This window comes from Brucella intermedia LMG 3301, assembly GCF_000182645.1.
Classification (GTDB): domain Bacteria; phylum Pseudomonadota; class Alphaproteobacteria; order Rhizobiales; family Rhizobiaceae; genus Brucella; species Brucella intermedia.
Genome location: NZ_ACQA01000001.1, coordinates 1,403,200 through 1,427,550, shown reverse-complemented (window position 1 = coordinate 1,427,550; position 24,351 = coordinate 1,403,200). Strand labels below are relative to the sequence as shown.

Below are 24,351 nucleotides of genomic sequence, written 5' to 3'. Positions count from 1 at the left end.
AAAGCAATGGCTAAGAAAATTGCAGGCCAGCTGAAGCTCCAGGTAGCGGCAGGTGCGGCCAATCCGTCGCCCCCGATCGGTCCGGCCCTGGGTCAGCGCGGCATCAACATCATGGAATTCTGCAAGGCGTTCAACGCTGCCTCGCAGGAAATGGAAAAGGGTTCGCCGATTCCAGTCGTGATCACCTATTACCAGGACAAGTCTTTCACTTTTGTGATGAAGACGCCTCCGGTAACCTACTTCCTCAAGAAGGCCGCTAACCTCAAGTCCGGTTCGAAGACCCCGGGCAAGGCAAGCGCCGGCACGATCACCCGCGACAAGGTTCGTACGATCGCTGAAGCGAAGATGAAGGATCTGAACGCCGCTGACATTGAAGCAGCGATGCGCATGATCGAAGGTTCTGCCCGTTCGATGGGCCTGGAAGTGGTGGGCTGAGACGATGGCGAAGATTTCCAAGCGCATTAACAAGATCCGTGAAGGCGTCGATCGCAACAAGCTGTACGATCTGTCGGCTGCTATCGGCCTCGTCAAGGAACGTGCTGTCGCCAAGTTCGATGAAACCATCGAAATCGCGATGAACCTCGGCGTCGATCCGCGCCACGCCGACCAGATGGTCCGCGGCGTCGTCAACCTGCCGAATGGCACGGGCCGTACGGTTCGCGTTGCTGTTTTCGCTCGCGGCGACAAGGCTGAAGAAGCCAAGAAGGCTGGCGCCGACATCGTTGGTGCGGAAGAACTGTTCGAAATCGTCAATGGCGGCAAGATCGAATTCGATCGCTGCATTGCAACCCCGGACATGATGCCGCTCGTTGGCCGTCTCGGTAAGGTGCTCGGCCCTCGCGGCATGATGCCGAACCCGAAGGTTGGTACCGTCACCACCGACGTTGCAGCTGCTGTTGCTGCTTCCAAGGGCGGCGCAGTCGAATTCCGCGTCGAGAAGGCCGGTATCATCCATGCCGGTATCGGCAAGGTTTCCTTCGACAATGCCAAGCTCGAAGAAAACATCAAGGCTTTCGCTGACGCCGTCATCAAGGCAAAGCCATCGGCTGCCAAGGGTGAATACGTCAAGCGCGTGTCGATTTCCTCGACCATGGGCGTTGGCGTCAAGGTCGACCCGGCAACCGTCAAGGTCGTCGCCTAAGTTTCAGGGCTCCGGTTCGCCGGGGCCCAAGCCTTTCCGATTGGGAAGGGATGGCTGCCAGCCAGTTCTGGAACAACAGGACGAACGGCAAGAATTCCGGGTCGCAAGACCCGGATAGCCGGATGAAAATCCGGTTATCCTGTCCGAGATTGCAGGCGGATCATCATCTTCGGGTGGTTTTCCTTAAACGCAAAGCCTGCATGAGACGTGGAATAACCCTGTTTCGCACGAATGTGCATGCAAGGTTTGAACCGTAGTTGCCTTTGGGTGAAGCCTGCTTGCAGGTGGAGCTGAAGGGGACAGGATCCTCGAACGTCGGACTGACTGTGAAGTTCGTCCGGCAAAGGCAACCCGGCAGGGCCATGTGGTCCTGTCAACTGGAGAGAGACAGTGGATAGAGCGGAAAAGCGCGAATTTGTCGCGTGGCTGAACGGCGCTTTCAAAGAGTCCGGTTCGGTCGTCGTGGCCCACTATACCGGTCTCACCGTTTCGCAAATGAGCGATCTTCGCTCGAAGATGCGTGATGCAGGTGGGTCCGTTAAAGTCGCGAAAAACCGCCTTGCCAAAATCGCTCTTCAGGGCACGGAATCGGAAGGTATTGCTGACCTGTTTACGGGTCAGACGGTCGTTGCTTACGCAAACGATCCGATCGCCGCTCCGAAAGTAGCCGTCGAATTCGCCAAGACTAACGACAAGCTCGTTATCCTCGGCGGTGCAATGGGTGCAACGACGCTTAACGCCGATGGCGTCAAGTCGCTTGCTTCGCTCCCGTCGCTCGACGAACTGCGCGCAAAGCTGGTTGGAATGATCCAGACCCCGGCTCAGCGTCTTGCAGTACTTACCAGCGCTCCGGCGGGCCAGATCGCCCGCGTTATCGGCGCGCACGCCCGGAAGAACGAGGCGGCTTAAGGCCGTTTCTCGCTGTCAACAGTTCAAACCTTTATAATAGGAAGTACAAAAATGGCTGATCTCGCAAAGATCGTTGAAGACCTTTCGGCCCTGACCGTTCTGGAAGCCGCTGAGCTGTCCAAGCTTCTCGAAGAGAAGTGGGGCGTTTCGGCTGCTGCTCCGGTCGCTGTTGCTGCTGCTGGTGGCGCTGCCCCTGCTGCTGCTGCAGAGGAAAAGACCGAATTCGACGTCGTTCTCGCTGACGGCGGCGCTAACAAGATCAACGTGATCAAGGAAGTGCGCGCAATCACCGGTCTCGGCCTCAAGGAAGCCAAGGACCTGGTCGAAGGCGCTCCGAAGGCTGTCAAGGAAGGCGCTTCGAAGGACGAAGCTGAGAAGATCAAGGCACAGCTCGAAGCTGCTGGCGCCAAGGTCGAACTCAAGTAAGTTCGGACTATTCTGGCGGATGGTTTTCCATCCGCCAGTTCCCGCCGGACTTTCCCGGTGGGTCGGATGACTGGAACCCTTTTCCTGAGTGCCGGAACGGCTTTCAGGAAACGGGTTTTAGCCCGTTAAGAGCGCCGCGTGTCGGCAACGATGCTGAAGGCCGCTCTGGAAAGTTTGCATATGATCCTTTCGATCCATCCGATCTGAAAGGGGCCGATCAGAAGGTTCATGTGCTCGAAGGACCGCCGAAGGGCGGCGCATGATAAAGGCCGCAAGGCGTGAGCAAGCCGCAAGGCTATAGAACGAGGAGCGACGATGGCTCAGACCCATTCTTTCAATGGTCGCAAGCGCGTACGCAAATTTTTCGGCAAGATCCCAGAGGTCGCCGAGATGCCGAACCTTATCGAGGTTCAAAAGGCATCTTACGACCAGTTCCTTATGGTTGAAGAACCATCCGGTGGGCGTCCTGACGAGGGTTTGCAGGCGGTTTTCAAGTCTGTTTTCCCAATTCAGGATTTCTCCGGCGCTTCAATGCTCGAATTCGTTCGCTACGAGTTCGACGCACCAAAATTCGACGTTGACGAATGCCGTCAGCGCGATCTGACGTATTCGGCGCCACTCAAGGTGACGCTGCGTCTCATCGTGTTCGATATTGACGAAGATACCGGCGCGAAGTCGATCAAGGACATCAAGGAACAGGATGTCTACATGGGCGATATGCCGCTCATGACCGACAACGGCACGTTCATCGTCAATGGCACCGAGCGCGTGATCGTTTCACAGATGCACCGTTCGCCGGGCGTCTTCTTCGATCATGACAAGGGCAAGACCCATTCGTCGGGCAAGCTCCTGTTCGCGGCTCGCGTCATTCCTTATCGCGGTTCCTGGCTCGATATCGAATTCGATTCCAAGGACATCGTCTACGCACGTATCGACCGTCGCCGCAAGCTGCCGGCCACCACGCTGCTGATGGCGCTCGGCATGGACGGCGAAGAAATTCTGTCGACGTTCTACAAGACCGTCACCTATACGCGTGACGGCGACAATTGGCGCATTCCGTATTCGGCTGACCGCTTCAAGGGCATGAAGATCATCTCCGATCTTATCGACGCGGACACCGGCGAAGTTGTTCTGGAAGCCGGCAAGAAGCTGACCGCCCGTTCGGCCAAGCAGCTTGCCGAAAAGGGCCTCAAGGCCATCAAGGCGACGGAAGACGATCTGTTCGGTTCTTATCTTGCGGAAGATGTCGTCAATTACGCAACCGGTGAGATTTATCTGGAAGCCGGTGACGAAATCGACGAGAAGGTCCTCAAGACCCTGCTCGACACCGGCGAGACGGAAATCAACGTTCTCGATATCGACCATGTCAATATCGGCGCGTATATCCGCAACACGCTGGCTGTCGACAAGAACGAAAGCCGTCAGGGAAGCCCTGTTCGACATCTATCGCGTCATGCGTCCGGGGCGAGCCTCCTACGATGGATTCGGCCGAAGCGATGTTCAGCTCGCTGTTCTTCGATGCCGAGCGTTACGACCTTTCGGCCGTCGGTCGCGTGAAGATGAACATGCGTCTGGACCTCGATGCGGAAGACACCGTGCGCGTTCTGCGCAAGGAAGACATCCTGGCCGTGGTCAAGATGCTTGTGGAATTGCGCGATGGTCGCGGCGAAATCGACGATATCGACAATCTCGGCAACCGCCGCGTGCGTTCGGTCGGCGAACTGATGGAAAATCAGTACCGCGTCGGTCTGCTCCGCATGGAGCGCGCGATCAAGGAACGCATGTCCTCGATCGAAATCGACACTGTCATGCCGCAGGACCTGATCAACGCGAAGCCGGCTGCTGCAGCCGTGCGCGAGTTCTTCGGTTCCTCGCAGCTGTCGCAGTTCATGGACCAGACCAACCCGCTTTCGGAAATCACCCACAAGCGCCGTCTGTCGGCACTTGGACCGGGTGGTCTGACCCGCGAGCGCGCCGGCTTCGAAGTCCGCGACGTGCATCCGACCCACTATGGCCGTATCTGCCCGATTGAAACGCCGGAAGGCCCGAATATCGGTTTGATCAACTCGCTCGCAACCTTTGCCCGCGTCAACAAGTATGGCTTCATCGAAAGCCCGTACCGCAAGGTTGTCGACGGCAAGGTGACGAACGACGTTGTCTATCTGTCGGCCATGGAAGAAGCCAAGCACTCGGTTGCCCAGGCCAACGTCGAACTGGACGAGCAGGGCGGTTTCGTTGACGAGTTCGTCATCTGCCGTCATGCAGGCGAAGTGATGATGGCTCCGCGTGAAAACGTGGACCTGATGGACGTTTCGCCGAAGCAGCTTGTTTCGGTTGCTGCGGCTTTGATTCCGTTCCTTGAAAACGACGACGCCAACCGCGCTCTCATGGGCTCGAACATGCAGCGTCAGGCCGTTCCGCTCGTTCGCGCTGAAGCGCCGTTCGTCGGCACCGGCATGGAACCGATTGTCGCTCGCGACTCCGGTGCAGCTATTGCGGCGCGTCGCGGCGGTATCGTCGACCAGGTGGATGCGACCCGTATCGTTATCCGTGCAACGGAAGATCTCGATCCGTCCAAGTCGGGCGTCGATATCTATCGTCTGCAGAAGTTCCAGCGCTCGAACCAGTCGACCTGCATCAACCAGCGTCCGCTCGTTCGCGTCGGCGACCCGATCGGCAAGGGCGACATCATCGCTGACGGTCCGTCCACGGATCTGGGCGATCTGGCTCTCGGCCGCAACGTGCTCGTCGCGTTCATGCCGTGGAACGGCTACAACTACGAAGACTCGATCCTGCTTTCCGAGAAGATCGTTTCGGAAGACGTGTTCACCTCGATTCATATCGAGGAATTCGAAGTTGCTGCCCGCGACACCAAGCTTGGACCTGAGGAAATCACCCGCGATATTCCGAACGTTTCGGAAGAAGCGCTGAAGAACCTCGACGAAGCCGGTATCGTCTATATCGGTGCCGAAGTGCATCCTGGCGACATTCTTGTCGGCAAGATCACGCCGAAGGGTGAAAGCCCGATGACGCCGGAAGAAAAGCTTCTGCGCGCCATCTTCGGTGAGAAGGCATCGGACGTCCGTGACACCTCCATGCGCATGCCGCCCGGAACCTACGGTACGGTTGTGGAAGTTCGCGTTTTCAATCGCCACGGCGTTGAAAAGGACGAACGCGCCATGGCTATCGAGCGCGAGGAAATCGAGCGTCTCGCCAAGGACCGTGACGACGAACAGGCGATCCTGGACCGCAACGTCTATGGCCGTCTCGCCGACATGATCGATGGCAAGGTTGCCGCTGCCGGCCCGAAGGGCTTCAAGAAGGGCACGACGATCAGCCGCGATCTCATGACGGAGTATCCGCGGTCGCAGTGGTGGCAGTTTGCCGTTGAAGACGAGAAGCTTCAGGGCGAACTGGAAGCTCTGCGCAGCCAGTACGACGACTCCAAGAAGCTGCTTGAAGCACGTTTCATGGACAAGGTCGAAAAGGTACAGCGCGGCGACGAGATGCCTCCGGGCGTCATGAAAATGGTCAAGGTCTTCGTCGCTGTGAAGCGCAAGATTCAGCCAGGCGACAAGATGGCTGGCCGTCACGGCAACAAGGGTGTGGTTTCGCGCATTCTGCCGGTCGAGGACATGCCGTTCCTGGAAGATGGTACGCATGCCGACATCGTGTTGAACCCGCTTGGCGTTCCGAGCCGAATGAACGTGGGCCAGATTCTGGAAACCCACCTCGGCTGGGCTTGCGCAGGCATGGGCAAGAAGATCGGTGAGCTCATCGATGTTTATCGCAAAACGGCCAATATCGAGCCGCTGCGCCAGACGCTGGAGCACATCTATCCGGACAACGACCGCAATGAACCGGTCCGGTCTTATGATGACGATTCCGTCCTCATGCTGGCCAACCAGGTGAAGCGCGGCGTGTCGATCGCAACGCCGGTCTTCGACGGTGCGGTTGAAGCCGACATCAACGCGATGCTGACGGATGCCGGACTTGCAACGTCTGGTCAGTCGACGCTTTACGATGGGCGTACGGGTGAGCCGTTCGACCGTCAGGTGACCATGGGCTACATCTATATGCTGAAGCTCCACCACCTGGTCGACGACAAGATCCACGCTCGTTCGATCGGACCTTACTCGCTCGTTACGCAGCAGCCTCTGGGCGGCAAGGCCCAGTTCGGCGGCCAGCGCTTCGGCGAAATGGAGGTCTGGGCTCTGGAAGCATACGGTGCGGCCTACACGCTGCAGGAAATGCTTACCGTCAAGTCGGACGACGTGGCAGGCCGTACCAAGGTCTACGAAGCGATCGTGCGCGGCGACGACACGTTTGAAGCGGGCATTCCGGAGAGCTTCAACGTTCTCGTCAAGGAAATGCGCTCGCTCGGCCTCAATGTCGAACTCGACGACACGCGTGACGCTGAACAGCCGGCCCTGCCGGACGCGGCGGAATAAACTTCAAGGCGCGCCATGGTATCGCCGTGGCGCGCCGGTAAACTCGTTTTCGATGACGGCGGTTTTTCCCCGCAAGAGGAAGCGAGACTACGGCAAGCCAGTTCATAACTGCGTAGCACCGCGATTTCTTTTCAGGATGGCAAGGATTTTCAGCTTGTCATCGACGACACAGGGCGACGGATCGCCCTCAAGGAGAACGGCATGAACCAAGAGGTCATGAATCTTTTCAATCCTCAGGCTCCGGCACAGACGTTCGATTCCATCAGAATCTCGATTGCCAGCCCTGAGAAGATTCTGTCCTGGTCATACGGCGAGATCAAGAAGCCGGAGACGATCAACTACCGTACGTTCAAGCCTGAACGCGATGGTCTCTTCTGCGCGCGCATCTTCGGCCCGATCAAGGACTATGAATGCTTGTGCGGCAAGTACAAGCGTATGAAATACAAGGGCATCATCTGCGAAAAGTGCGGCGTGGAAGTCACGCTCTCGCGCGTTCGTCGCGAGCGCATGGGCCACATCGAACTCGCGGCCCCGGTTGCCCATATCTGGTTCCTGAAGTCGCTGCCGAGCCGTATCGGCACGCTGCTGGACATGACGCTCAAGGATATCGAGCGCGTCCTGTACTTCGAGAACTACATCGTTACCGAACCGGGCCTGACCTCGCTGAAGGAGCACCAGCTTCTGTCGGAAGAGGAATATATGATTGCCGTCGATGAATTCGGCGAAGATCAGTTCACGGCCCTCATTGGTGCTGAAGCTATCTACGAGCTTCTGGCTTCGATGGAACTCGAAAAGATCGCCGCCGATCTGCGCGTCGAGCTTGCCGAGACCACTTCGGACCTAAAGCAGAAGAAGCTGATGAAGCGTCTGAAGATCGTCGAAAACTTCCTGGAGTCGGGAAACCGCCCGGAATGGATGATCATGAAGATCGTTCCGGTCATTCCGCCGGACCTGCGTCCGCTCGTGCCGCTGGACGGCGGTCGTTTCGCGACGTCGGATCTGAACGATCTCTATCGCCGCGTCATTAACCGTAACAACCGTCTGAAGCGCCTGATCGAACTGCGCGCACCGGGCATCATCATCCGCAACGAAAAGCGCATGCTGCAGGAAGCTGTGGACGCGCTGTTCGACAACGGTCGTCGTGGCCGCGTCATCACCGGTGCCAACAAGCGCCCGCTGAAGTCGCTGTCCGACATGCTCAAGGGCAAGCAGGGCCGTTTCCGTCAGAACCTGCTCGGCAAGCGCGTCGACTATTCCGGTCGTTCGGTCATCGTGACCGGTCCGGAACTGAAGCTGCACCAGTGCGGCCTGCCGAAGAAGATGGCGCTCGAACTGTTCAAGCCATTCATCTACGCACGTCTCGACGCCAAGGGTTATTCCTCGACCGTCAAGCAGGCGAAAAAACTGGTTGAAAAGGAACGTCCGGAAGTCTGGGATATTCTTGACGAAGTGATCCGTGAGCATCCGGTTCTCCTGAACCGCGCCCCGACGCTGCACCGTCTCGGTATTCAGGCATTCGAGCCTACCCTGATCGAAGGCAAGGCCATCCAGCTGCATCCGCTCGTCTGTACGGCGTTCAACGCCGACTTCGACGGTGACCAGATGGCTGTTCACGTTCCGCTGTCGCTTGAAGCTCAGCTTGAAGCCCGCGTGCTGATGATGTCGACCAACAACATCCTGCATCCGGCTAACGGCGCACCGATCATCGTTCCTTCGCAGGACATGGTTCTCGGCCTTTATTATCTGTCCATCGTGGCGGAGAAGGAGCCGGGCGAGGGCATGATGTTCGCCGATATGGGCGAACTGCAGCATGCGCTTGAAAACAAGGTCGTCACGCTGCACACCAAGATCAAGGGCCGCTTCAAGACGGTCGACGCCGAAGGCAAGCCAGTGTCGAAGATTTACGACACGACGCCTGGCCGCATGATCATTGGCGAGCTTCTGCCGAAGAACGTCATGGTGCCGTTCGACATCTGCAATCAGGAGATGACCAAGAAGAACATCTCCAAGATGATCGACCACGTCTACCGCCATTGCGGTCAGAAAGAGACGGTCATCTTCTGCGATCGCATCATGCAGCTCGGCTTCGCTCACGCCTGCCGTGCAGGCATCTCCTTCGGCAAGGATGACATGGTTATCCCGGACACGAAGGCGAAGATCGTCGCCGACACCGAAGCGCTCACGACCGAATACGAACAGCAGTACAATGACGGCCTGATCACTCAGGGCGAAAAATACAACAAGGTCGTTGACGCCTGGGGCAAGGCTACCGATAAGATCACCGAAGAGATGATGGCGCGCCTGAAGGCCGTCGAATTCGATCCGGTGACCGGTCGCCAGAAGCAGATGAACTCGGTCTACATGATGTCGCATTCGGGTGCCCGTGGTTCGGTCAACCAGATGCGTCAGCTTGGCGGCATGCGTGGCCTGATGGCCAAGCCGTCGGGTGAAATCATCGAAACTCCGATCATCTCGAACTTCAAGGAAGGCCTGACCGTTAACGAGTACTTCAACTCGACCCACGGTGCCCGTAAGGGTCTGGCAGACACCGCCTTGAAGACGGCTAACTCGGGCTACCTGACCCGCCGTCTCGTTGACGTTGCACAGGATGCGATCATTTCGGAAGTCGATTGCGGCGCCGAAATCGGTCTCACCATGCAGCCGATCGTCGATGCTGGTCAGATTGTTGCCTCGATCGGCCAGCGCGTTCTGGGCCGTACGGCTCTCGATCCGATCCTGCATCCGGCAACCGGCGAAGTCATCGTCGAAGCTGGCCGCATGATCGAGGAAAAGGACGTCGAGATCATCGAGAAGGCTGGTATCCAGTCGATCCGCATCCGTTCGGCCTTGACCTGCGAAACCCGCAACGGCGTCTGCGCCAAGTGCTATGGTCGCGACCTTGCACGCGGTACTCCGGTCAACCAGGGTGAAGCGGTCGGCGTTATCGCTGCCCAGTCGATCGGCGAGCCGGGCACCCAGCTCACCATGCGTACCTTCCACTTGGGCGGTACTGCACAGGTGGTTGACAGCTCGTATCTCGAAGCTTCGTACGAAGGCACCGTCAAGCTGCGTAACCGCAATGTGGTTCGCAACTCCGATGGAAACCTCGTGGTGATGGGCCGTAACATGGCTGTACTGATCCTCGACGCAACGGGCAAGGAACGTGCGGTCCACCGCGTGACCTATGGTTCGCGCCTGTTCGTGGACGAGGGCGATACGGTTAAGCGCGGCCAGCGTATTGCCGAGTGGGACCCGTATACCCGTCCGATCATGACCGAAGTTGAAGGCTACGTTGAGTTCGAAGATCTCGTCGATGGTCTCTCGGTTTCGGAAACGGCTGACGAGTCGACCGGTATCACGAAGCGCGTCGTCATCGACTGGCGTTCGACGCCTCGCGGTTCGGACCTCAAGCCTGCCATGGTCATCAAGGACAAGGCCGGCAAGATCCTGAAGCTGTCGAAGGGTGGCGATGCCCGCTTCCTGCTCTCCGTGGAATCGATCCTTTCGGTCGAGCCCGGCGCGCATGTGAAGGCTGGTGACGTTATCGCCCGTCTGCCGATGGAAAGCGCCAAGACCAAGGACATCACCGGCGGTCTGCCGCGTGTGGCCGAACTGTTCGAAGCACGTCGTCCGAAGGACCATGCCATCATCGCCGAGATCGATGGTACCGTCCGCTTCGGTCGCGACTACAAGAACAAGCGTCGCATCATCATCGAGCCGAACGACGACACGATCGAGCCGGTCGAGTACCTCATTCCGAAGGGCAAGCCGTTCCATCTTCAGGACGGCGACGTCATCGAAAAGGGTGAGTACATCCTCGACGGCAACCCGGCACCGCATGACATTTTGGCGATCAAGGGCGTCGAAGCTCTGGCTTCGTACCTCGTGAACGAAATCCAGGAAGTCTATCGTCTGCAGGGCGTTTTGATCAACGACAAGCACATCGAAGTGATTGTCCGGCAGATGCTGCAGAAGGTGGAAATCACGGAATCCGGCGATACCGGCTACATTCCGGGCGACCACGTCGACCGCATCGAGCTGGAAGAGATCAACGAGCGTCTTATCGAAGAGGGCAAGAAGCCGGGCTCCGGCAATCCTGTTCTGCTTGGTATCACCAAGGCTTCGCTGCAGACGCCTTCGTTCATCTCGGCTGCGTCGTTCCAGGAAACCACCCGCGTTCTCACCGAGGCTGCGGTGGCCGGCAAGATGGACACGCTGCAGGGTCTCAAGGAAAACGTCATCGTTGGCCGTCTCATCCCGGCCGGTACTGGTGGCATGACCAACCAGATCCGTCGCATCGCAACCGCTCGCGACGATCTGATCATCGACGAGCGCCGCAAGTCTTCCGGTTCCGCGGAAGCCAATGCGATGCTGGTGGACATGACCAACAACGCCGCCGAATAAGATCGGCGGATACGAAACTGAAAAAGGCCGCCTTTCAGGGCGGCCTTTTTGTATTTCGGGATAACGGGAGAGCCCGCATCAGCAGAAGAAAAAAAGGCCGGTTGAAACCGGCGCTCTCCATGATGCTTATTCTTCTTCGTCGTCGCCGTCGAATTCGATCAGCGCGACTTCACCGCTAAGGGCGGTGGCCCAGGCGCTCTTGTGCGGTTCTTCTTCCGGCTCTTCGGTCAGTGTGCCCATCTCCAGAAGCTCGGCTTCATGGTAGCCTTCTTCGGCAAGAATGCTGAGGACAGTCTGAACGAGATCTTCGTTCTCGTCCGATTTCAAAAGCAGGTGTACTTCGACCGGGGATTCTTCGCCTTCGTTCCAGACATCAGCGATGACGAGATGGACGGTTGGCGAATCGTCGCCCGCCGGAGTGGAATCATTTGTGGATGTGGAAGACATTGAGAAACCCTTAATATTCGGTTGCGTTTCGACTCGGATGTGCTTCAATAGCCTGACCTGAGTGACTGCGCCATGCTTGCATAGGAAAATGACGGTTTTGATCGCGTAATATTAGCGAATAGTCGTCAAATGCGGCGCAATAACCTGTCCGGGCGGGATCAAAACGCCGGTTTCAGGGCTTTCATTAAAGAAACTTGAGCCGCTGCCCTTGACGAAACGTCGCTAAAGACGTATCAGCAGCCCATCTGAGCCGATGTGAGACAGGCTTTTTCGGGACGACGCGTCCTGAAGTTCGTCTCAAACAGGGTTCGTTTTACGATCGAAATGCAACTTGCCGTTCGCATGAAGCGTCAGCTTCCTCTGCTTTTGTTCGGGGTGGCCACCGGTTGACGAGGGCTGACTCCGAATTTGTGCATGAGCATGCCGGTGAAACGGCCCCTTGGGGCGTGGATACGAGATTTTTTAAAGAGGAAGGTTGTATGCCAACCGTAAACCAGCTTATCCGCAAGCCGCGCATTGCGCCGGTAAAGCGTAATAAGGTTCCTGCACTGCAGGCAAACCCTCAGAAGCGCGGCGTTTGCACCCGCGTTTACACGACGACCCCGAAGAAGCCGAACTCGGCTCTGCGTAAGGTTGCCAAGGTTCGTCTGACGAACGGCTTCGAAGTTATCGGTTATATCCCTGGTGAAGGGCATAACCTGCAGGAGCACTCCGTCGTCATGATCCGCGGCGGTCGTGTAAAGGACTTGCCGGGTGTGCGTTACCACATCATCCGCGGCGTTCTCGACACCCAGGGCGTCAAGAACCGCAAGCAGCGCCGTTCGAAGTACGGTGCAAAGCGTCCGAAGTAAGATTTTCCGGGGATACCGGCCGCCAGAAGGCGAGCTGAGCCCGATGTAATTGAAAGAAGAGACGAAATGTCCAGACGCCATAAGGCTGAGAAGCGTGAGATCAATCCGGATCCGAAGTTCGGCGATCTCGTTATCACGAAGTTCATGAATGCAGTCATGCTTCATGGCAAGAAGTCGGTTGCTGAAAGCATCGTTTACGGTGCGCTCGATGCAATCGAAGCCAAGGCAAAGTCCGAGCCGGTCGCGCTGTTCCATCAGGCGCTCGACAACGTAGCTCCGCACATCGAAGTCCGTTCGCGCCGCGTTGGTGGTGCAACCTATCAGGTTCCGGTTGATGTGCGTCCAGAACGCCGCCAGGCACTTGCCATCCGTTGGCTCATCAATGCTGCTCGTGGCCGTAACGAGACGACGATGATCGATCGTCTTTCCGGTGAGCTGCTTGACGCTGCCAACAACCGTGGTTCTGCTGTGAAGAAGCGTGAAGACACGCACCGCATGGCTGAAGCCAACCGCGCCTTCTCGCATTACCGCTGGTAATCGTCGAAACCTATTCAAAGAGCGACTATCATGGCCCGCGAATATAAAATCGAAGACTACCGCAATTTCGGTATCATGGCTCACATCGACGCCGGTAAGACGACGATGACCGAGCGCATTCTGTTCTATACCGGTAAGAACCACAAGATCGGCGAAACCCACGATGGTGCGTCGACCATGGACTGGATGGAGCAGGAACAGGAACGCGGTATCACGATCACTTCCGCTGCTACGACCACGTTCTGGCAGGGCCGTGATGGTAAGAAGCGCCGTTTCAACATCATCGACACGCCTGGTCACGTTGACTTCACGATTGAAGTTGAGCGCAGCCTGCGTGTTCTCGACGGCGCAATCGCGCTGCTCGACGCCAACGCTGGCGTTGAGCCCCAGACCGAAACCGTGTGGCGTCAGGCTGAAAAGTACCACGTCCCGCGTATGGTCTTCGTCAACAAGATGGACAAGATCGGTGCCGATTTCTACCGTTGCGTAGAAATGGTCGGTTCGCGTCTTGGCGCAGTAGCACTCCCGGTTCAGCTGCCGATCGGCGCTGAAAACGAGTTCGAAGGCGTCATCGACCTGATCGAAATGAAGGCCCTGACCTGGGATGGCACCATCGGCGCAGCTGCGACGGTTGGTGAAATTCCTGCCCATCTGAAGGACAAGGCTGAAGAATACCGCGAGAAGCTCATCGAGCTGGCCGTGGAAATCGACGAAGCTGCAATGGAAGCCTATCTCGAAGGCACCATGCCTACGAATGACGAGCTGCGCGCTCTGATCCGTAAGGGCACCATCGACGTCAAGTTCCATCCAGTTCTTTGCGGCACCGCGTTCAAGAACCGTGGCATTCAGCCGCTTCTCGACGCTGTTGTGGAATTCCTTCCGGCTCCGACCGATGTTCCTGCCATCAAGGGCATCGACGTCAAGACGGAAAGCGAAACCACCCGTGAATCTTCGGATGAAGCACCGCTTTCGATGCTCGCATTCAAGATCATGAACGACCCGTTCGTTGGTTCGCTGACCTTCGCTCGTATCTACTCGGGCAAGCTGACCAAGGGCATTTCGCTCGAAAACACCGTCAAGGGCAAGCGTGAGCGTATCGGCCGTATGTTGCAGATGCACTCTAACAGCCGTGAAGACATCGAAGAAGCCTTTGCTGGCGACATCGTTGCTCTGGCTGGCCTCAAGGAAACCACCACTGGCGATACGCTCTGCGATCCGCTGAAGCCGGTTATCCTCGAGCGCATGGAATTCCCGGATCCGGTTATCGAAATCGCTATCGAACCGAAGACCAAGGCCGACCAGGAAAAGATGGGCATCGCGCTCAATCGTCTGGCTGCCGAAGATCCTTCTTTCCGCGTCAAGTCGGATGAAGAATCCGGTCAGACCATCATCGCCGGCATGGGCGAACTTCACCTCGACATTCTCGTCGATCGCATGAAGCGCGAATTCAAGGTTGAAGCCAACGTCGGCGCTCCGCAGGTTGCTTACCGTGAATCGATCACCCGTCAGGCTGAAATCGATTACACCCACAAGAAGCAGTCGGGCGGTTCGGGTCAGTTCGCTCGCGTCAAGATCATCTTCGAACCGCATGACGGCGACGATTTCATCTTCGAATCGAAGATCGTCGGCGGCTCGGTTCCGAAGGAATACATTCCGGGTGTCCAGAAGGGTATCGAAAGCGTCATGGGTGCAGGCCCGCTGGCTGGCTTCCCGATGCTCGGCGTGAAGGCCACCCTGATCGACGGTGCGTACCATGACGTTGACTCGTCTGTTCTCGCCTTCGAAATCGCGTCCCGTGCAGCGTTCCGTGAAGGTGCGCAGAAGGCTGGCGCGCAGCTCCTCGAACCGATCATGAAGGTCGAGGTTGTCACGCCGGAAGATTACGTTGGTGACGTTATCGGCGATCTGAACTCGCGTCGCGGTCAGATTTCCGGCACCGAAGCCCGCGGCATCGCCACGGTCGTCAATGCAAATGTTCCGCTGGCCAACATGTTTGGTTACGTGAACTCGCTGCGTTCGATGTCCCAGGGCCGTGCACAGTACACGATGCAGTTCGACCATTATGAGCCGGTTCCGACGGCGGTCGCACAGGAAATCCAGAAGAAGTTTGCGTGATCTAAGGGTCACGCTCCCAATTAAAAGAATGCCTGAGCAGGCTAAATTTACGGAGAGCTCAAATGGCAAAGAGTAAGTTTGAACGTACGAAGCCCCACGTTAACATCGGCACGATTGGTCACGTTGACCATGGCAAGACGTCGCTGACTGCAGCGATCACCAAGTTCTTTGGTGAGTTCAAGGCGTATGACCAGATCGACGCCGCTCCTGAAGAGCGCGCCCGCGGCATCACGATCTCGACGGCCCACGTCGAGTACGAAACCGCAAACCGTCACTACGCACACGTCGACTGCCCCGGCCACGCCGACTATGTGAAGAACATGATCACCGGCGCTGCCCAGATGGACGGCGCGATCCTGGTGGTTTCGGCTGCTGACGGCCCGATGCCGCAGACCCGCGAGCACATCCTGCTCGCCCGTCAGGTTGGCGTTCCGGCAATCGTGGTGTTCCTCAACAAGTGCGACCAGGTTGACGACGCAGAACTGCTCGAACTGGTTGAACTGGAAGTTCGCGAACTTCTGTCGAAGTACGAATTCCCTGGCGACGAAATCCCGATCATCAAGGGCTCGGCTCTTGCTGCTCTGGAAGATTCCTCGAAGGAACTGGGCGAAGACGCCGTTCGTTCGCTGATGGCTGCTGTTGACGACTACATTCCGACCCCGGAACGTCCGATCGACCAGCCGTTCCTGATGCCGATCGAAGACGTGTTCTCGATCTCGGGCCGTGGCACGGTTGTGACGGGTCGCGTTGAGCGCGGTATCGTCAAGGTTGGTGAAGAAGTTGAAATCGTCGGCATCAAGGCGACGGCGAAGACGACGGTTACCGGCGTTGAAATGTTCCGCAAGCTGCTCGATCAGGGCCAGGCTGGCGACAACATCGGCGCGCTGATCCGCGGCGTTGGCCGTGAAGACGTTGAACGCGGCCAGGTTCTCTGCAAGCCGGGTTCTGTGAAGCCGCACACCAAGTTCAAGGCAGAAGCCTACATTCTGACCAAGGACGAGGGTGGCCGTCATACGCCGTTTTTCACGAACTACCGTCCGCAGTTCTACTTCCGCACGACGGACGTGACGGGCGTTGTCACGCTGCCGGCCGGCACGGAAATGGTCATGCCTGGCGATAACGTCGCCATGGACGTGCAGCTGATCGTGCCGATCGCCATGGAAGAGAAGCTCCGCTTCGCTATCCGTGAAGGCGGCCGCACCGTCGGTGCAGGCATCGTCTCCTCGATCATCGAGTAATGAAGGTTTGTGCAGGAACGCTCGCTCAAGAGCGGGCGTTTCCGCGTAACAAGGAACAGATGAAATGAACGGTCAAAACATCCGCATTCGCCTGAAGGCGTTTGATCATCGGATCCTTGACGCTTCGACGCGGGAAATCGTGTCGACTGCCAAGCGTACCGGTGCAAATGTGCGCGGACCGATCCCGCTTCCAACACGGATCGAGAAGTTCACGGTTAACCGGTCGCCGCACATCGACAAGAAGAGCCGCGAGCAGTTCGAGATGCGCACGCACAAGCGTCTTCTCGATATCGTTGACCCGACCCCGCAGACGGTGGACGCGCTGATGAAGCTCGATCTGTCCGCCGGTGTCGATGTCGAGATCAAGCTTTAATCGGCTTGAGGACGGAAGGAACGAACCCGATGCGTTCAGGTGTTATTGCACAGAAGCTGGGCATGACCCGCGTCTATAACGACGCCGGCGAGCATGTGCCGGTGACGGTTCTCCGCATGGAGAACTGCCACGTGGTAGCTCAGCGTACAGTTGAAAAGAACGGTTACACGGCTGTTCAGCTTGGCGTTGGTATCGCCAAGGTAAAGAACACGTCCAAGGCTATGCGCGGTCATTTCGCGAAGGCCGAGGTCGAGCCTAAGGCGAAGGTCGCGGAATTCCGCGTTTCGCCGGATAACCTCCTCGAAGTCGGCGCTGAAATCACCGCCGAACACTTCGTCGCCGGCCAGAAGGTCGACGTGACGGGTACTTCGATCGGTAAGGGCTTTGCCGGTGTTATGAAGCGTCATAACTTCGGTGGCCATCGTGCTTCGCACGGTAACTCCATTACCCACCGCGCTCACGGCTCGACCGGTCAGCGTCAGGACCCGGGTAAGGTGTTCAAGGGCAAGAAGATGGCTGGTCATATGGGCCAGACCCGCGTAACCACGCAGAATATTGAAGTTGTCTCGACGGACAGCGATCGCGGCCTGATCCTGGTTCGCGGTGCGGTTCCGGGCTCCAAGGGTGCCTGGATCATCGTGCGCGACGCGGTAAAGGTCTCGCTGCCTGAGAACGCGCCAAAGCCGGCCGCTCTGCGTGCAGGTGCCGCGAAGGCTGAAGCTGTCGCGACTGAGGGAGCCGAATAATGGATCTCACGATTACCACTCTTGAAGGCAAGGATGCCGGCAAGGTCAAGCTGAACGAAGAAATCTTCGGCCTCGACCCGCGTGACGACATTCTTCAGCGCGTCGTGCGCTGGCAGCTGGCTCGCCGCCAGCAGGGCTCCCATAAGGCTCAGGGCCGTGGCGACGTAAGCCGCACCGGCGCCAAGATGTACAAGCAGAAGGGTACGGGCCGCGCTCGTCACCATTCGGCTCGCGCACCGCAGTTCCGCGGCGGTGGTCAGGCTCACGGACCGGTTGTCCGTTCGCACGATCACGATCTGCCGAAGAAGGTTCGCGCTCTTGGCCTGCGCCATGCCCTGTCTGCAAAGGCAAAGGCATCTGACCTGATCATTATCGATGATCTGGCTGCAACGGAAGCCAAGACGAAGCAGCTTGTTTCGCAGTTCGCCAAGCTCGGTCTCGAAAACGCACTCCTCATCGGCGGTGCAGAGATCGATGCGAACTTCCAGCGCGCGGCTTCGAACATCCCGAACATCGACGTTCTGCCAGTGCAGGGCATCAATGTTTACGACATCCTTCGCCGTGGCAAGCTCGTTCTTTCCAAGGCGGCTGTCGAAGCCCTCGAGGAGCGTTTCAAATGACTGATCTTCGCCATTACGACGTGATCGTCAGCCCGGTTATCACCGAGAAGTCCACCATGGTTTCCGAACACAACCAGGTTGTCTTCAACGTAGCCCGCAAGGCAACGAAGCCGGAAATCAAGGCTGCAGTCGAAGCGCTGTTCGGCGTCAAGGTTACCGCAGTCAACACTGCAGTGCGCAAGGGTAAGGTCAAGCGTTTCCGCGGCCTTATCGGGCGCCAGAGCGACGTCAAGAAAGCGATCGTTACTTTGGCCGAAGGCCAGAGCATCGACGTTTCGACCGGTCTCTGAGAGGCCATGGAGTAAGAGACAATGGCACTCAAGCATTTTAATCCGATCACGCCAGGCCAGCGTCAGCTGGTCATCGTGGACCGTTCGGAACTCTACAAGGGCAAGCCGGTCAAGTCCCTGACCGAAGGTCTGTCCAAGAAGGGTGGCCGCAACAACACCGGTCGTATCACTGTCCGCTTTCAGGGCGGCGGTCACAAGCGTTCGTACCGTTTCATCGACTTCAAGCGCCGCAAGCTTGACGTTGTCGGCACCGTAGAACGCCTGGAATACGATCCGAACCGCACCGCGTTCATCGCGCTGATCCGTTATGAAGACGGTGAACTGGCATACATCCTGGCTCCGCAGCGTCTTGCTGTTGGCGACAAGGTTATTGCCGGCAACTCCGTCGACGTGAAGCCGGGCAACGCAATGCCGCTCGCTTCCATGCCGGTTGGCACGATCATCCACAACGTCGAGCTGAAGCCGGGCAAGGGCGGTCAGATCGCTCGTTCGGCTGGCACCTACGCACAGCTCGTCGGTCGCGATCAGGGCATGGCCATTCTGCGCCTCAATTCCGGTGAACAGCGCCTGGTTCCAGGTGCCTGCTTTGCTTCGGTCGGTGCAGTATCCAACCCGGACCACGGCAACATCAACGACGGTAAGGCCGGTCGTTCGGTATGGCGTGGCAAGCGTCCGCACGTTCGCGGCGTTGCAATGAACCCGGTCGATCACCCGCATGGTGGTGGTGAAGGTCGTACCTCGGGTGGCCGTCACCCTGTCACTCCGTGGGGCAAGCCTACGAAGGGCAAGAAGACGCGCTCGAACAAGGCGACCGACAAGTTCATCATGCGTTCGCGCCATCAGCGCAAGAAGTAAGAGAGGTAGTCTGAAGTGGCTCGTTCAGTTTGGAAAGGTCCGTTTGTCGACGGCTATCTTCTCAAGAAGGCTGAGAAGGTACGCGAAGGCGGTCGTAATGAAGTTATCAAGATGTGGAGCCGCCGCTCCACCATCCTGCCGCAGTTTGTCGGCCTGACTTTCGGCGTCTACAACGGCAACAAGCATGTGCCGGTGTCGGTTTCGGAAGAAATGGTCGGACACAAGTTCGGTGAATTCGCGCCTACGCGTACCTATTACGGTCACGGCGCGGACAAGAAGTCGAAGAGGAAGTAACGATGGGCAAGGCTAAAGCTCCCCGTCAGCTCAAGGACAACGAAGCGCAAGCTGTTGCCCGCACGCTGCGCGTCAGCCCGCAGAAGCTGAACCTTGTTGCGAGCATGATCCGCGGCAAGAAGGTGAATGCGGCACTTGCCGATCTGACGTTCTCGCGCAAGCGGATCGCCGATACGGTCAAGAAGACGCTTCAGTCCGCAATTGCGAACGCTGAAAACAACCATGACCTCGACGTCGATGCTCTGATCGTCGCCGAAGCTTATGTCGGCAAGTCGATCGTCATGAAGCGCTTCCACGTCCGCGGACGTGGCCGTGCAAGCCGGATCGAGAAGCCGTTTTCGCATCTCACCATTGTTGTCCGCGAAGTCGCGGAAAAAGGGGAGGCCGCATAATGGGTCAGAAGATTAATCCGATCGGTCTTCGTCTCGGCATCAACCGCACCTGGGATTCGCGTTGGTACGCGAATACCGGTGAGTACGGCAAGCTGCTGCATGAAGATGTCAAGATCCGCGAATTCCTCACCGAGGAACTCAAGCAGGCCGCGATCTCCAAGATCGTTATCGAGCGTCCGCACAAGAAGTGCCGCGTGACGATCCATTCGGCTCGTCCGGGCATCATCATCGGCAAGAAGGGTGCAGACATCGAGAAGCTCCGCAAGAAGCTTTCCGAGATGACCAATGCCGATACGTCGCTCAACATCGTTGAAGTTCGCAAGCCGGAAATCGACGCTACGCTGATCGCCCAGTCGATCGCTCAGCAGCTCGAACGCCGTGTGGCATTCCGTCGCGCCATGAAGCGTGCCGTTCAGTCGGCAATGCGTCTTGGAGCCGAAGGTATCCGTATCAACTGCTCGGGTCGTCTGGGTGGCGCGGAAATCGCTCGCATGGAATGGTACCGTGAAGGTCGCGTTCCGCTTCATACGCTGCGCGCCGATATTGACTACGGCACGGCAGAAGCGAAGACCGCTTATGGTATCTGCGGCGTGAAGGTCTGGGTCTTCAAGGGCGAAATCCTTGAACACGATCCGATGGCTTCCGAGCGTCGTGCGGTCGAGGGTGACAATCAGGGTTCCTCGTCGAACCGCCGCCGCGAAAACGCTTAAAAAGCGGGCCGCGGGCGAGAAATTTGGAGTAGAGAACAATGATGCAGCCTAAGCGCACCAAGTTCCGCAAGCAGTTCAAGGGCCGTATTCACGGCAACTCGAAAGGCGGCACGGATCTGAATTTCGGTGCATTCGGTTTGAAGGCGGTTGAGCCGGAACGCGTCACTGCACGTCAGATCGAAGCGGCCCGCCGCGCGATCACCCGTCACATGAAGCGTGCCGGTCGCGTGTGGATCCGCATCTTCCCTGACCTGCCGGTAACTTCGAAGCCTACTGAAGTCCGTATGGGTAAAGGTAAGGGTTCGGTTGACTACTGGGCATGCCGTGTGGCACCAGGTCGCGTGATGTTTGAGCTTGACGGCGTACCCGAAGATGTGGCACGCGAAGCCCTCAGACTCGGCGCCGCAAAGTTGCCGATCAAGACGCGCTTTATCCAGCGCATTGCTGAATAAGAGAGAGGCAACTATGAAAGCCGCAGACGTTCGGGCGAAGAGCCTCGATCAACTGAATGACGAGCTGGGCACCCTGAAGAAAGAGCAGTTCAACCTGCGCTTTCAGAAGGCTACCGGCCAGCTCGAAAAAACCGCGCGCGTGAAGCAGGTTCGCCGCGACATCGCGCGTATCAAGACTATTGCCCGCCAGAAGGCGGCCGCAAGCAAGGCATAAGGAAGAATATAATGCCTAAACGCGTTCTGCAGGGCGTTGTCGTCAGCGACAAGAATGACAAGACTGTTGTGGTCAAGGTTGAGCGCCGCTATTCGCATCCGCTCCTCCAGAAGACCGTGCGTCAGTCTAAGAAGTACAAGGCGCATGACGAAAACAACCAGTTCAAGGTCGGCGATTTCGTTTCCATCCAGGAATCGGCTCCGATCTCGAAGGACAAACGCTGGGTCGTTCTGACGAACGAAGCAGCAGGCTAAATTATAAACACGCAGCTTAGGTAGGGCAGGAGCCCTTAACCAGCTGAGAGGAAAGAAGGCGGCCAGTCATGATTCAGATGCAAACAAACCTCGACGTGGCGGATAATTCCGGCGCACGTCGTGTCATGTGCATCAAGGTGCTGGGCGGCTCGAAGCGGCGTTACGCTTCCGTTGGCGACATCATTGTGGTGTCGATCAAGGAAGCTATTCCGCGCGGCCGCGTCAAAAAGGGTGACGTGATGAAGGCGGTTGTTGTACGCACCGCCAAGGACATCCGTCGTCCGGACGGCAGCGTTATTCGTTTCGATAACAATGCAGCCGTTCTCATCGATAACAAGAAAGAGCCAATCGGCACGCGTATCTTCGGACCGGTTCCGCGCGAACTCCGCGCAAAGAACCACATGAAGATCATCTCGCTGGCTCCGGAAGTTCTGTAAGGAAGCAAGACGATGCAGAAGATTCGCAAAGGCGACAGCGTTGTCGTGCTGTCCGGTAAGGACAAGGGCCGTAAGGGCGAAGTTCTCAAGGTTATGCCGAAGGATGAGCAGGCGCTCGTTCGCGGTATCAACATTGTAAAGCGCCATCAGCGTCAGACCCAGACCCAGGAAGCCGGCATTATCTCCAAGGAAGCGCCGATCCACCTGTCCAACCTGGCAATTGCTGACCCCAAGGACGGCAAGCCGACTCGCGTCGGTTTCCGCGTCGAGGACGGCAAGAAGGTTCGTGTCGCAAAACGTTCTGGAGCGCTGATCGATGGCTGAAGCTAAGGCACTTCCCCGCTTCAAGAAGCTTTACAACGAAAACATTCGTAAGGCTCTGCTTGAAGAATTCAAATACGACAACGAGATGCAGATTCCGCGCATCACCAAGGTTGTCCTCAACATGGGCGTTGGCGAAGCCACTGGCGATTCCAAGAAGCCTGCGGTTGCTGCTGAAGACCTCAGCCAGATCGCCGGCCAGAAGGCCGTCGTGACCCGCGCCCGTAACTCGATCGCAACGTTCAAGTTGCGTGAGGGCATGCCGATCGGCACGAAGGTTACCCTTCGCCAGGACCGCATGTACGAATTCCTTGATCGTCTTGTCACGATCGCTCTTCCTCGCGTCCGCGACTTCCGCGGCCTGAACCCGAAGAGCTTTGACGGCCGCGGCAACTATGCCATGGGCATCAAGGAGCACATCGTGTTTCCGGAAATCAACTACGATAAGGTTGATCAGATCTGGGGCATGGACATCATCGTTTGCACGACCGCCAAGACGGATGATGAAGCGCGCGCTCTTCTGCGTGCATTCAACTTCCCCTTCCGGCAGTAACGGCAAGCGTAGCGAGGTATATTAATATGGCCAAGACTAGCGCAGTCGAAAAAAACAAGCGCCGCGAAAAGTTGGTTAAGCGTCACGCTGGCAAGCGTGCACGTCTGAAGGCGATCGTAATGGATCAGGGCCTTCCGCTGGAAGAGCGCTTCCGCGCCACCATCCGGCTTGCCGAACTGCCGCGCAATTCATCGAAGGTTCGTATTCGCAATCGTTGCGAAGTTTCGGGCCGTCCGCGTGGTTACTACCGTAAACTGAAGATGTCGCGTATCGCGCTCCGTCAGTTGGGTTCGCTCGGTCAGGTACCGGGCATCGTCAAGTCGAGCTGGTAAGGAGTAGCATATGTCTGTGTCAGATCCTATCGGCGATATGCTGACCCGTATTCGCAACGCAGTAGGCCGCAAGAAGACCAAGGTTACGACCCCGGCTTCCAAGTTGCGCGCTCGCGTTCTGGATGTCCTTCAGTCTGAAGGCTACATCCGCGGATACACGCAGAGTGAATTCGTGAACGGCAAGGCCGAGATCGAAATCGAACTGAAGTACTACGAAGGTGTTCCGGTTATCCGTGAGATCAGCCGCGTATCGAAGCCTGGCCGTCGCGTTTACGTGTCGGTCAAGTCGATCCCGCAGGTCGCGAACGGCCTCGGCATCTCGATCCTCTCCACGCCGAAGGGCGTGATGGCGGATCATGAAGCCCGTGAACAAAACGTTGGTGGTGAGCTGCTCTGCCGCATCTTCTGATGCGGTTGACAGCGAACAGATAAAAGACAGGTATCAAAATGTCTCGTATCGGTAAAAAACCCGTGCCGGTCCCGGCAGGCGTGACCGCCAGTGTTGATGGGCAGATCGTCAAGGCAAAGGGCGCGAAGGGTGAACTCTCCTTCGTCGTGCACGATGAAGTTCTGGTCAAGATGGAAGACGGCGCTGTTAGCGTCGATCCACGCGACCAGTCGAAGGAAGCTCGTTCGAAGTGGGGCATGTCCCGCACGATGATCTCCAACATTTTTGTTGGCGTGAAGGACGGCTTTGAAAAGAAGCTCGAAATCAGCGGCGTCGGTTACCGCGCTGCCATGCAGGGCAAGAACCTGCAGCTTTCGCTCGGCTTCAGCCACGAAGTGGTCTACGACGTGCCTGCTGGCATTACTGTTGCTGTTCCGAAGCCGACGGAAATCGTCGTTTCGGGTATCGACAAGCAGCAGGTCGGTCAGGTCGCGGCTGAGATCCGCGAATATCGCGGCCCCGAGCCTTACAAGGGCAAGGGCGTCAAGTATGCTGGCGAGAAGATCGTCCGCAAAGAAGGCAAGAAGAAGTAAGGGAAGCG

Annotated in this window: 27 protein-coding genes and 1 pseudogene; 27 read left to right on the top strand and 1 reads right to left on the bottom strand. The window is 57.6% G+C overall.

What is annotated here, in order from left to right; genetic code table 11:
* Positions 1 to 6 precede the first annotated feature (6 nt).
* From rplK to rpoC, 6 genes and pseudogenes are all read left to right on the top strand, one after another.
* Positions 7 to 435, top strand: a complete 429-nt coding sequence (rplK, locus tag OINT_RS06810) for a 50S ribosomal protein L11 (RefSeq protein WP_006467042.1) — start codon at positions 7 to 9, stop codon at positions 433 to 435.
* Between the two features lie 4 nt (positions 436 to 439).
* Positions 440 to 1,141, top strand: coding sequence for a 50S ribosomal protein L1 (rplA, locus tag OINT_RS06805; RefSeq protein ID WP_006467041.1), 702 nt, complete (start codon positions 440 to 442; stop codon positions 1,139 to 1,141).
* Between the two features lie 390 nt (positions 1,142 to 1,531).
* Positions 1,532 to 2,050 (top strand): 50S ribosomal protein L10, encoded by a 519-nt coding sequence (gene rplJ, locus OINT_RS06800; RefSeq protein ID WP_006467039.1) that lies wholly within the window; start codon positions 1,532 to 1,534, stop codon positions 2,048 to 2,050.
* Positions 2,051 to 2,101: 51 nt separating this feature from the next.
* Positions 2,102 to 2,476 carry a 50S ribosomal protein L7/L12 gene (gene rplL, locus OINT_RS06795; RefSeq protein WP_006467038.1) on the top strand — a complete coding sequence of 125 codons (375 nt, stop codon included), beginning with the start codon at positions 2,102 to 2,104 and terminating at the stop codon, positions 2,474 to 2,476.
* A 315-nt stretch (positions 2,477 to 2,791) separates the two neighbouring features.
* Positions 2,792 to 6,927 (top strand): annotated as a pseudogene (rpoB, locus tag OINT_RS06790) (DNA-directed RNA polymerase subunit beta).
* A gap of 201 nt (positions 6,928 to 7,128) precedes the next feature.
* Positions 7,129 to 11,331, top strand: a complete 4,203-nt coding sequence (rpoC, locus tag OINT_RS06785) for a DNA-directed RNA polymerase subunit beta' (protein ID WP_006467037.1) — start codon at positions 7,129 to 7,131, stop codon at positions 11,329 to 11,331.
* Positions 11,332 to 11,457: 126 nt separating this feature from the next.
* Here rpoC and OINT_RS06780 read toward each other — a convergent pair whose 3' ends face one another.
* On the bottom strand, positions 11,458 to 11,778 hold the full coding sequence (locus tag OINT_RS06780; RefSeq protein WP_006471112.1) for a hypothetical protein: 321 nt from the start codon (positions 11,776 to 11,778) through the stop codon (positions 11,458 to 11,460).
* A gap of 479 nt (positions 11,779 to 12,257) precedes the next feature.
* On the opposite strand from OINT_RS06780, the gene rpsL reads away from it, so the two are divergent.
* The 21 genes from rpsL to rplF all read left to right on the top strand — a co-directional run bounded on the left by rpsL (position 12,258) and on the right by rplF (position 24,343).
* Positions 12,258 to 12,629, top strand: a complete 372-nt coding sequence (gene rpsL, locus OINT_RS06775; protein ID WP_006471111.1) for a 30S ribosomal protein S12 — start codon at positions 12,258 to 12,260, stop codon at positions 12,627 to 12,629.
* 66 nt (positions 12,630 to 12,695) lie between these two features.
* Positions 12,696 to 13,166, top strand: a complete 471-nt coding sequence (rpsG, locus tag OINT_RS06770) for a 30S ribosomal protein S7 (RefSeq protein ID WP_006467033.1) — start codon at positions 12,696 to 12,698, stop codon at positions 13,164 to 13,166.
* A gap of 30 nt (positions 13,167 to 13,196) precedes the next feature.
* A complete protein-coding gene (gene fusA, locus OINT_RS06765; RefSeq protein ID WP_006467032.1) occupies positions 13,197 to 15,281 on the top strand; it encodes an elongation factor G in 2,085 nt (694 codons plus the stop codon).
* A gap of 62 nt (positions 15,282 to 15,343) precedes the next feature.
* Positions 15,344 to 16,519, top strand: coding sequence for an elongation factor Tu (tuf, locus tag OINT_RS06760; protein ID WP_006467031.1), 1,176 nt, complete (start codon positions 15,344 to 15,346; stop codon positions 16,517 to 16,519).
* Between the two features lie 64 nt (positions 16,520 to 16,583).
* Complete coding sequence (gene rpsJ / locus OINT_RS06755) at positions 16,584 to 16,892, top strand: 30S ribosomal protein S10 (RefSeq protein WP_002964363.1); 309 nt, start codon at positions 16,584 to 16,586, stop codon at positions 16,890 to 16,892.
* Between the two features lie 29 nt (positions 16,893 to 16,921).
* Entirely contained in the window at positions 16,922 to 17,638 is a 717-nt protein-coding gene (gene rplC / locus OINT_RS06750; protein WP_006471643.1) for a 50S ribosomal protein L3, read from the top strand.
* A complete protein-coding gene (rplD, locus tag OINT_RS06745; RefSeq protein ID WP_006467029.1) occupies positions 17,638 to 18,258 on the top strand; it encodes a 50S ribosomal protein L4 in 621 nt (206 codons plus the stop codon). The genes rplC and rplD overlap by 1 nt, the downstream gene beginning before the upstream one ends.
* Positions 18,255 to 18,548 (top strand): 50S ribosomal protein L23, encoded by a 294-nt coding sequence (locus OINT_RS06740; protein ID WP_006467028.1) that lies wholly within the window; start codon positions 18,255 to 18,257, stop codon positions 18,546 to 18,548. The genes rplD and OINT_RS06740 overlap by 4 nt, the downstream gene beginning before the upstream one ends.
* Positions 18,549 to 18,569: 21 nt before the next feature.
* Complete coding sequence (gene rplB / locus OINT_RS06735; RefSeq protein WP_006467027.1) at positions 18,570 to 19,403, top strand: 50S ribosomal protein L2; 834 nt, start codon at positions 18,570 to 18,572, stop codon at positions 19,401 to 19,403.
* A 15-nt stretch (positions 19,404 to 19,418) separates the two neighbouring features.
* A complete protein-coding gene (gene rpsS, locus OINT_RS06730; RefSeq protein WP_006467026.1) occupies positions 19,419 to 19,697 on the top strand; it encodes a 30S ribosomal protein S19 in 279 nt (92 codons plus the stop codon).
* A gap of 2 nt (positions 19,698 to 19,699) precedes the next feature.
* Positions 19,700 to 20,089 (top strand): 50S ribosomal protein L22, encoded by a 390-nt coding sequence (rplV, locus tag OINT_RS06725; RefSeq protein ID WP_006467025.1) that lies wholly within the window; start codon positions 19,700 to 19,702, stop codon positions 20,087 to 20,089.
* Positions 20,089 to 20,799, top strand: a complete 711-nt coding sequence (gene rpsC / locus OINT_RS06720; protein WP_006467024.1) for a 30S ribosomal protein S3 — start codon at positions 20,089 to 20,091, stop codon at positions 20,797 to 20,799. Before rplV ends, rpsC begins: the two co-directional genes overlap by 1 nt.
* A 38-nt stretch (positions 20,800 to 20,837) precedes the next feature.
* Positions 20,838 to 21,251 carry a 50S ribosomal protein L16 gene (rplP, locus tag OINT_RS06715; protein WP_006467023.1) on the top strand — a complete coding sequence of 138 codons (414 nt, stop codon included), beginning with the start codon at positions 20,838 to 20,840 and terminating at the stop codon, positions 21,249 to 21,251.
* Between the two features lie 13 nt (positions 21,252 to 21,264).
* Positions 21,265 to 21,465, top strand: a complete 201-nt coding sequence (gene rpmC, locus OINT_RS06710; protein ID WP_006467022.1) for a 50S ribosomal protein L29 — start codon at positions 21,265 to 21,267, stop codon at positions 21,463 to 21,465.
* 11 nt (positions 21,466 to 21,476) lie between these two features.
* On the top strand, positions 21,477 to 21,719 hold the full coding sequence (gene rpsQ, locus OINT_RS06705) for a 30S ribosomal protein S17 (RefSeq protein WP_006467021.1): 243 nt from the start codon (positions 21,477 to 21,479) through the stop codon (positions 21,717 to 21,719).
* Between the two features lie 68 nt (positions 21,720 to 21,787).
* Entirely contained in the window at positions 21,788 to 22,156 is a 369-nt protein-coding gene (gene rplN, locus OINT_RS06700) for a 50S ribosomal protein L14 (RefSeq protein WP_004683923.1), read from the top strand.
* A 12-nt stretch (positions 22,157 to 22,168) separates the two neighbouring features.
* Positions 22,169 to 22,480, top strand: a complete 312-nt coding sequence (gene rplX / locus OINT_RS06695) for a 50S ribosomal protein L24 (protein WP_006467020.1) — start codon at positions 22,169 to 22,171, stop codon at positions 22,478 to 22,480.
* Positions 22,473 to 23,030, top strand: coding sequence for a 50S ribosomal protein L5 (gene rplE, locus OINT_RS06690; RefSeq protein ID WP_006467019.1), 558 nt, complete (start codon positions 22,473 to 22,475; stop codon positions 23,028 to 23,030). Before rplX ends, rplE begins: the two co-directional genes overlap by 8 nt.
* 26 nt (positions 23,031 to 23,056) lie before the next feature.
* The gene (gene rpsN / locus OINT_RS06685) at positions 23,057 to 23,362 is read left to right on the top strand and encodes a 30S ribosomal protein S14 (protein WP_006467018.1); all 306 of its coding nucleotides are present in this window, start codon (positions 23,057 to 23,059) and stop codon (positions 23,360 to 23,362) included.
* Between the two features lie 10 nt (positions 23,363 to 23,372).
* A complete protein-coding gene (rpsH, locus tag OINT_RS06680; protein ID WP_006467014.1) occupies positions 23,373 to 23,771 on the top strand; it encodes a 30S ribosomal protein S8 in 399 nt (132 codons plus the stop codon).
* A 38-nt stretch (positions 23,772 to 23,809) separates the two neighbouring features.
* Positions 23,810 to 24,343 carry a 50S ribosomal protein L6 gene (gene rplF / locus OINT_RS06675; RefSeq protein WP_006467012.1) on the top strand — a complete coding sequence of 178 codons (534 nt, stop codon included), beginning with the start codon at positions 23,810 to 23,812 and terminating at the stop codon, positions 24,341 to 24,343.
* The last annotated feature ends 8 nt before the right edge of the window (positions 24,344 to 24,351 follow it).

What these genes read in the sequence shown, in the direction of transcription:
- tuf (WP_006467031.1), top strand. Translation starts at nt 15,344, where the DNA reads ATGGCAAAGAGTAAGTTTGAACGTACGAAGCCCCACGTTAACATCGGC.
- rplN (WP_004683923.1), top strand. Translation starts at nt 21,788, where the DNA reads ATGATTCAGATGCAAACAAACCTCGACGTGGCGGATAATTCCGGCGCA.
- rpsG (WP_006467033.1), top strand. Translation starts at nt 12,696, where the DNA reads ATGTCCAGACGCCATAAGGCTGAGAAGCGTGAGATCAATCCGGATCCG.
- rpsL (WP_006471111.1), top strand. Translation starts at nt 12,258, where the DNA reads ATGCCAACCGTAAACCAGCTTATCCGCAAGCCGCGCATTGCGCCGGTA.
- rpsH (WP_006467014.1), top strand. Translation starts at nt 23,373, where the DNA reads ATGTCTGTGTCAGATCCTATCGGCGATATGCTGACCCGTATTCGCAAC.
- rpsQ (WP_006467021.1), top strand. Translation starts at nt 21,477, where the DNA reads ATGCCTAAACGCGTTCTGCAGGGCGTTGTCGTCAGCGACAAGAATGAC.
- rpsC (WP_006467024.1), top strand. Translation starts at nt 20,089, where the DNA reads ATGGGTCAGAAGATTAATCCGATCGGTCTTCGTCTCGGCATCAACCGC.
- OINT_RS06740 (WP_006467028.1), top strand. Translation starts at nt 18,255, where the DNA reads ATGACTGATCTTCGCCATTACGACGTGATCGTCAGCCCGGTTATCACC.
- rplB (WP_006467027.1), top strand. Translation starts at nt 18,570, where the DNA reads ATGGCACTCAAGCATTTTAATCCGATCACGCCAGGCCAGCGTCAGCTG.
- rplC (WP_006471643.1), top strand. Translation starts at nt 16,922, where the DNA reads ATGCGTTCAGGTGTTATTGCACAGAAGCTGGGCATGACCCGCGTCTAT.
- rplA (WP_006467041.1), top strand. Translation starts at nt 440, where the DNA reads ATGGCGAAGATTTCCAAGCGCATTAACAAGATCCGTGAAGGCGTCGAT.
- rpsJ (WP_002964363.1), top strand. Translation starts at nt 16,584, where the DNA reads ATGAACGGTCAAAACATCCGCATTCGCCTGAAGGCGTTTGATCATCGG.
- rplE (WP_006467019.1), top strand. Translation starts at nt 22,473, where the DNA reads ATGGCTGAAGCTAAGGCACTTCCCCGCTTCAAGAAGCTTTACAACGAA.
- rplD (WP_006467029.1), top strand. Translation starts at nt 17,638, where the DNA reads ATGGATCTCACGATTACCACTCTTGAAGGCAAGGATGCCGGCAAGGTC.
- OINT_RS06780 (WP_006471112.1), bottom strand. Translation starts at nt 11,778, where the DNA reads ATGTCTTCCACATCCACAAATGATTCCACTCCGGCGGGCGACGATTCG.
- rplF (WP_006467012.1), top strand. Translation starts at nt 23,810, where the DNA reads ATGTCTCGTATCGGTAAAAAACCCGTGCCGGTCCCGGCAGGCGTGACC.
- rplL (WP_006467038.1), top strand. Translation starts at nt 2,102, where the DNA reads ATGGCTGATCTCGCAAAGATCGTTGAAGACCTTTCGGCCCTGACCGTT.
- rplV (WP_006467025.1), top strand. Translation starts at nt 19,700, where the DNA reads ATGGGCAAGGCTAAAGCTCCCCGTCAGCTCAAGGACAACGAAGCGCAA.
- rplP (WP_006467023.1), top strand. Translation starts at nt 20,838, where the DNA reads ATGATGCAGCCTAAGCGCACCAAGTTCCGCAAGCAGTTCAAGGGCCGT.
- rplX (WP_006467020.1), top strand. Translation starts at nt 22,169, where the DNA reads ATGCAGAAGATTCGCAAAGGCGACAGCGTTGTCGTGCTGTCCGGTAAG.
- rpoC (WP_006467037.1), top strand. Translation starts at nt 7,129, where the DNA reads ATGAACCAAGAGGTCATGAATCTTTTCAATCCTCAGGCTCCGGCACAG.
- fusA (WP_006467032.1), top strand. Translation starts at nt 13,197, where the DNA reads ATGGCCCGCGAATATAAAATCGAAGACTACCGCAATTTCGGTATCATG.
- rplK (WP_006467042.1), top strand. Translation starts at nt 7, where the DNA reads ATGGCTAAGAAAATTGCAGGCCAGCTGAAGCTCCAGGTAGCGGCAGGT.
- rpsN (WP_006467018.1), top strand. Translation starts at nt 23,057, where the DNA reads ATGGCCAAGACTAGCGCAGTCGAAAAAAACAAGCGCCGCGAAAAGTTG.
- rpmC (WP_006467022.1), top strand. Translation starts at nt 21,265, where the DNA reads ATGAAAGCCGCAGACGTTCGGGCGAAGAGCCTCGATCAACTGAATGAC.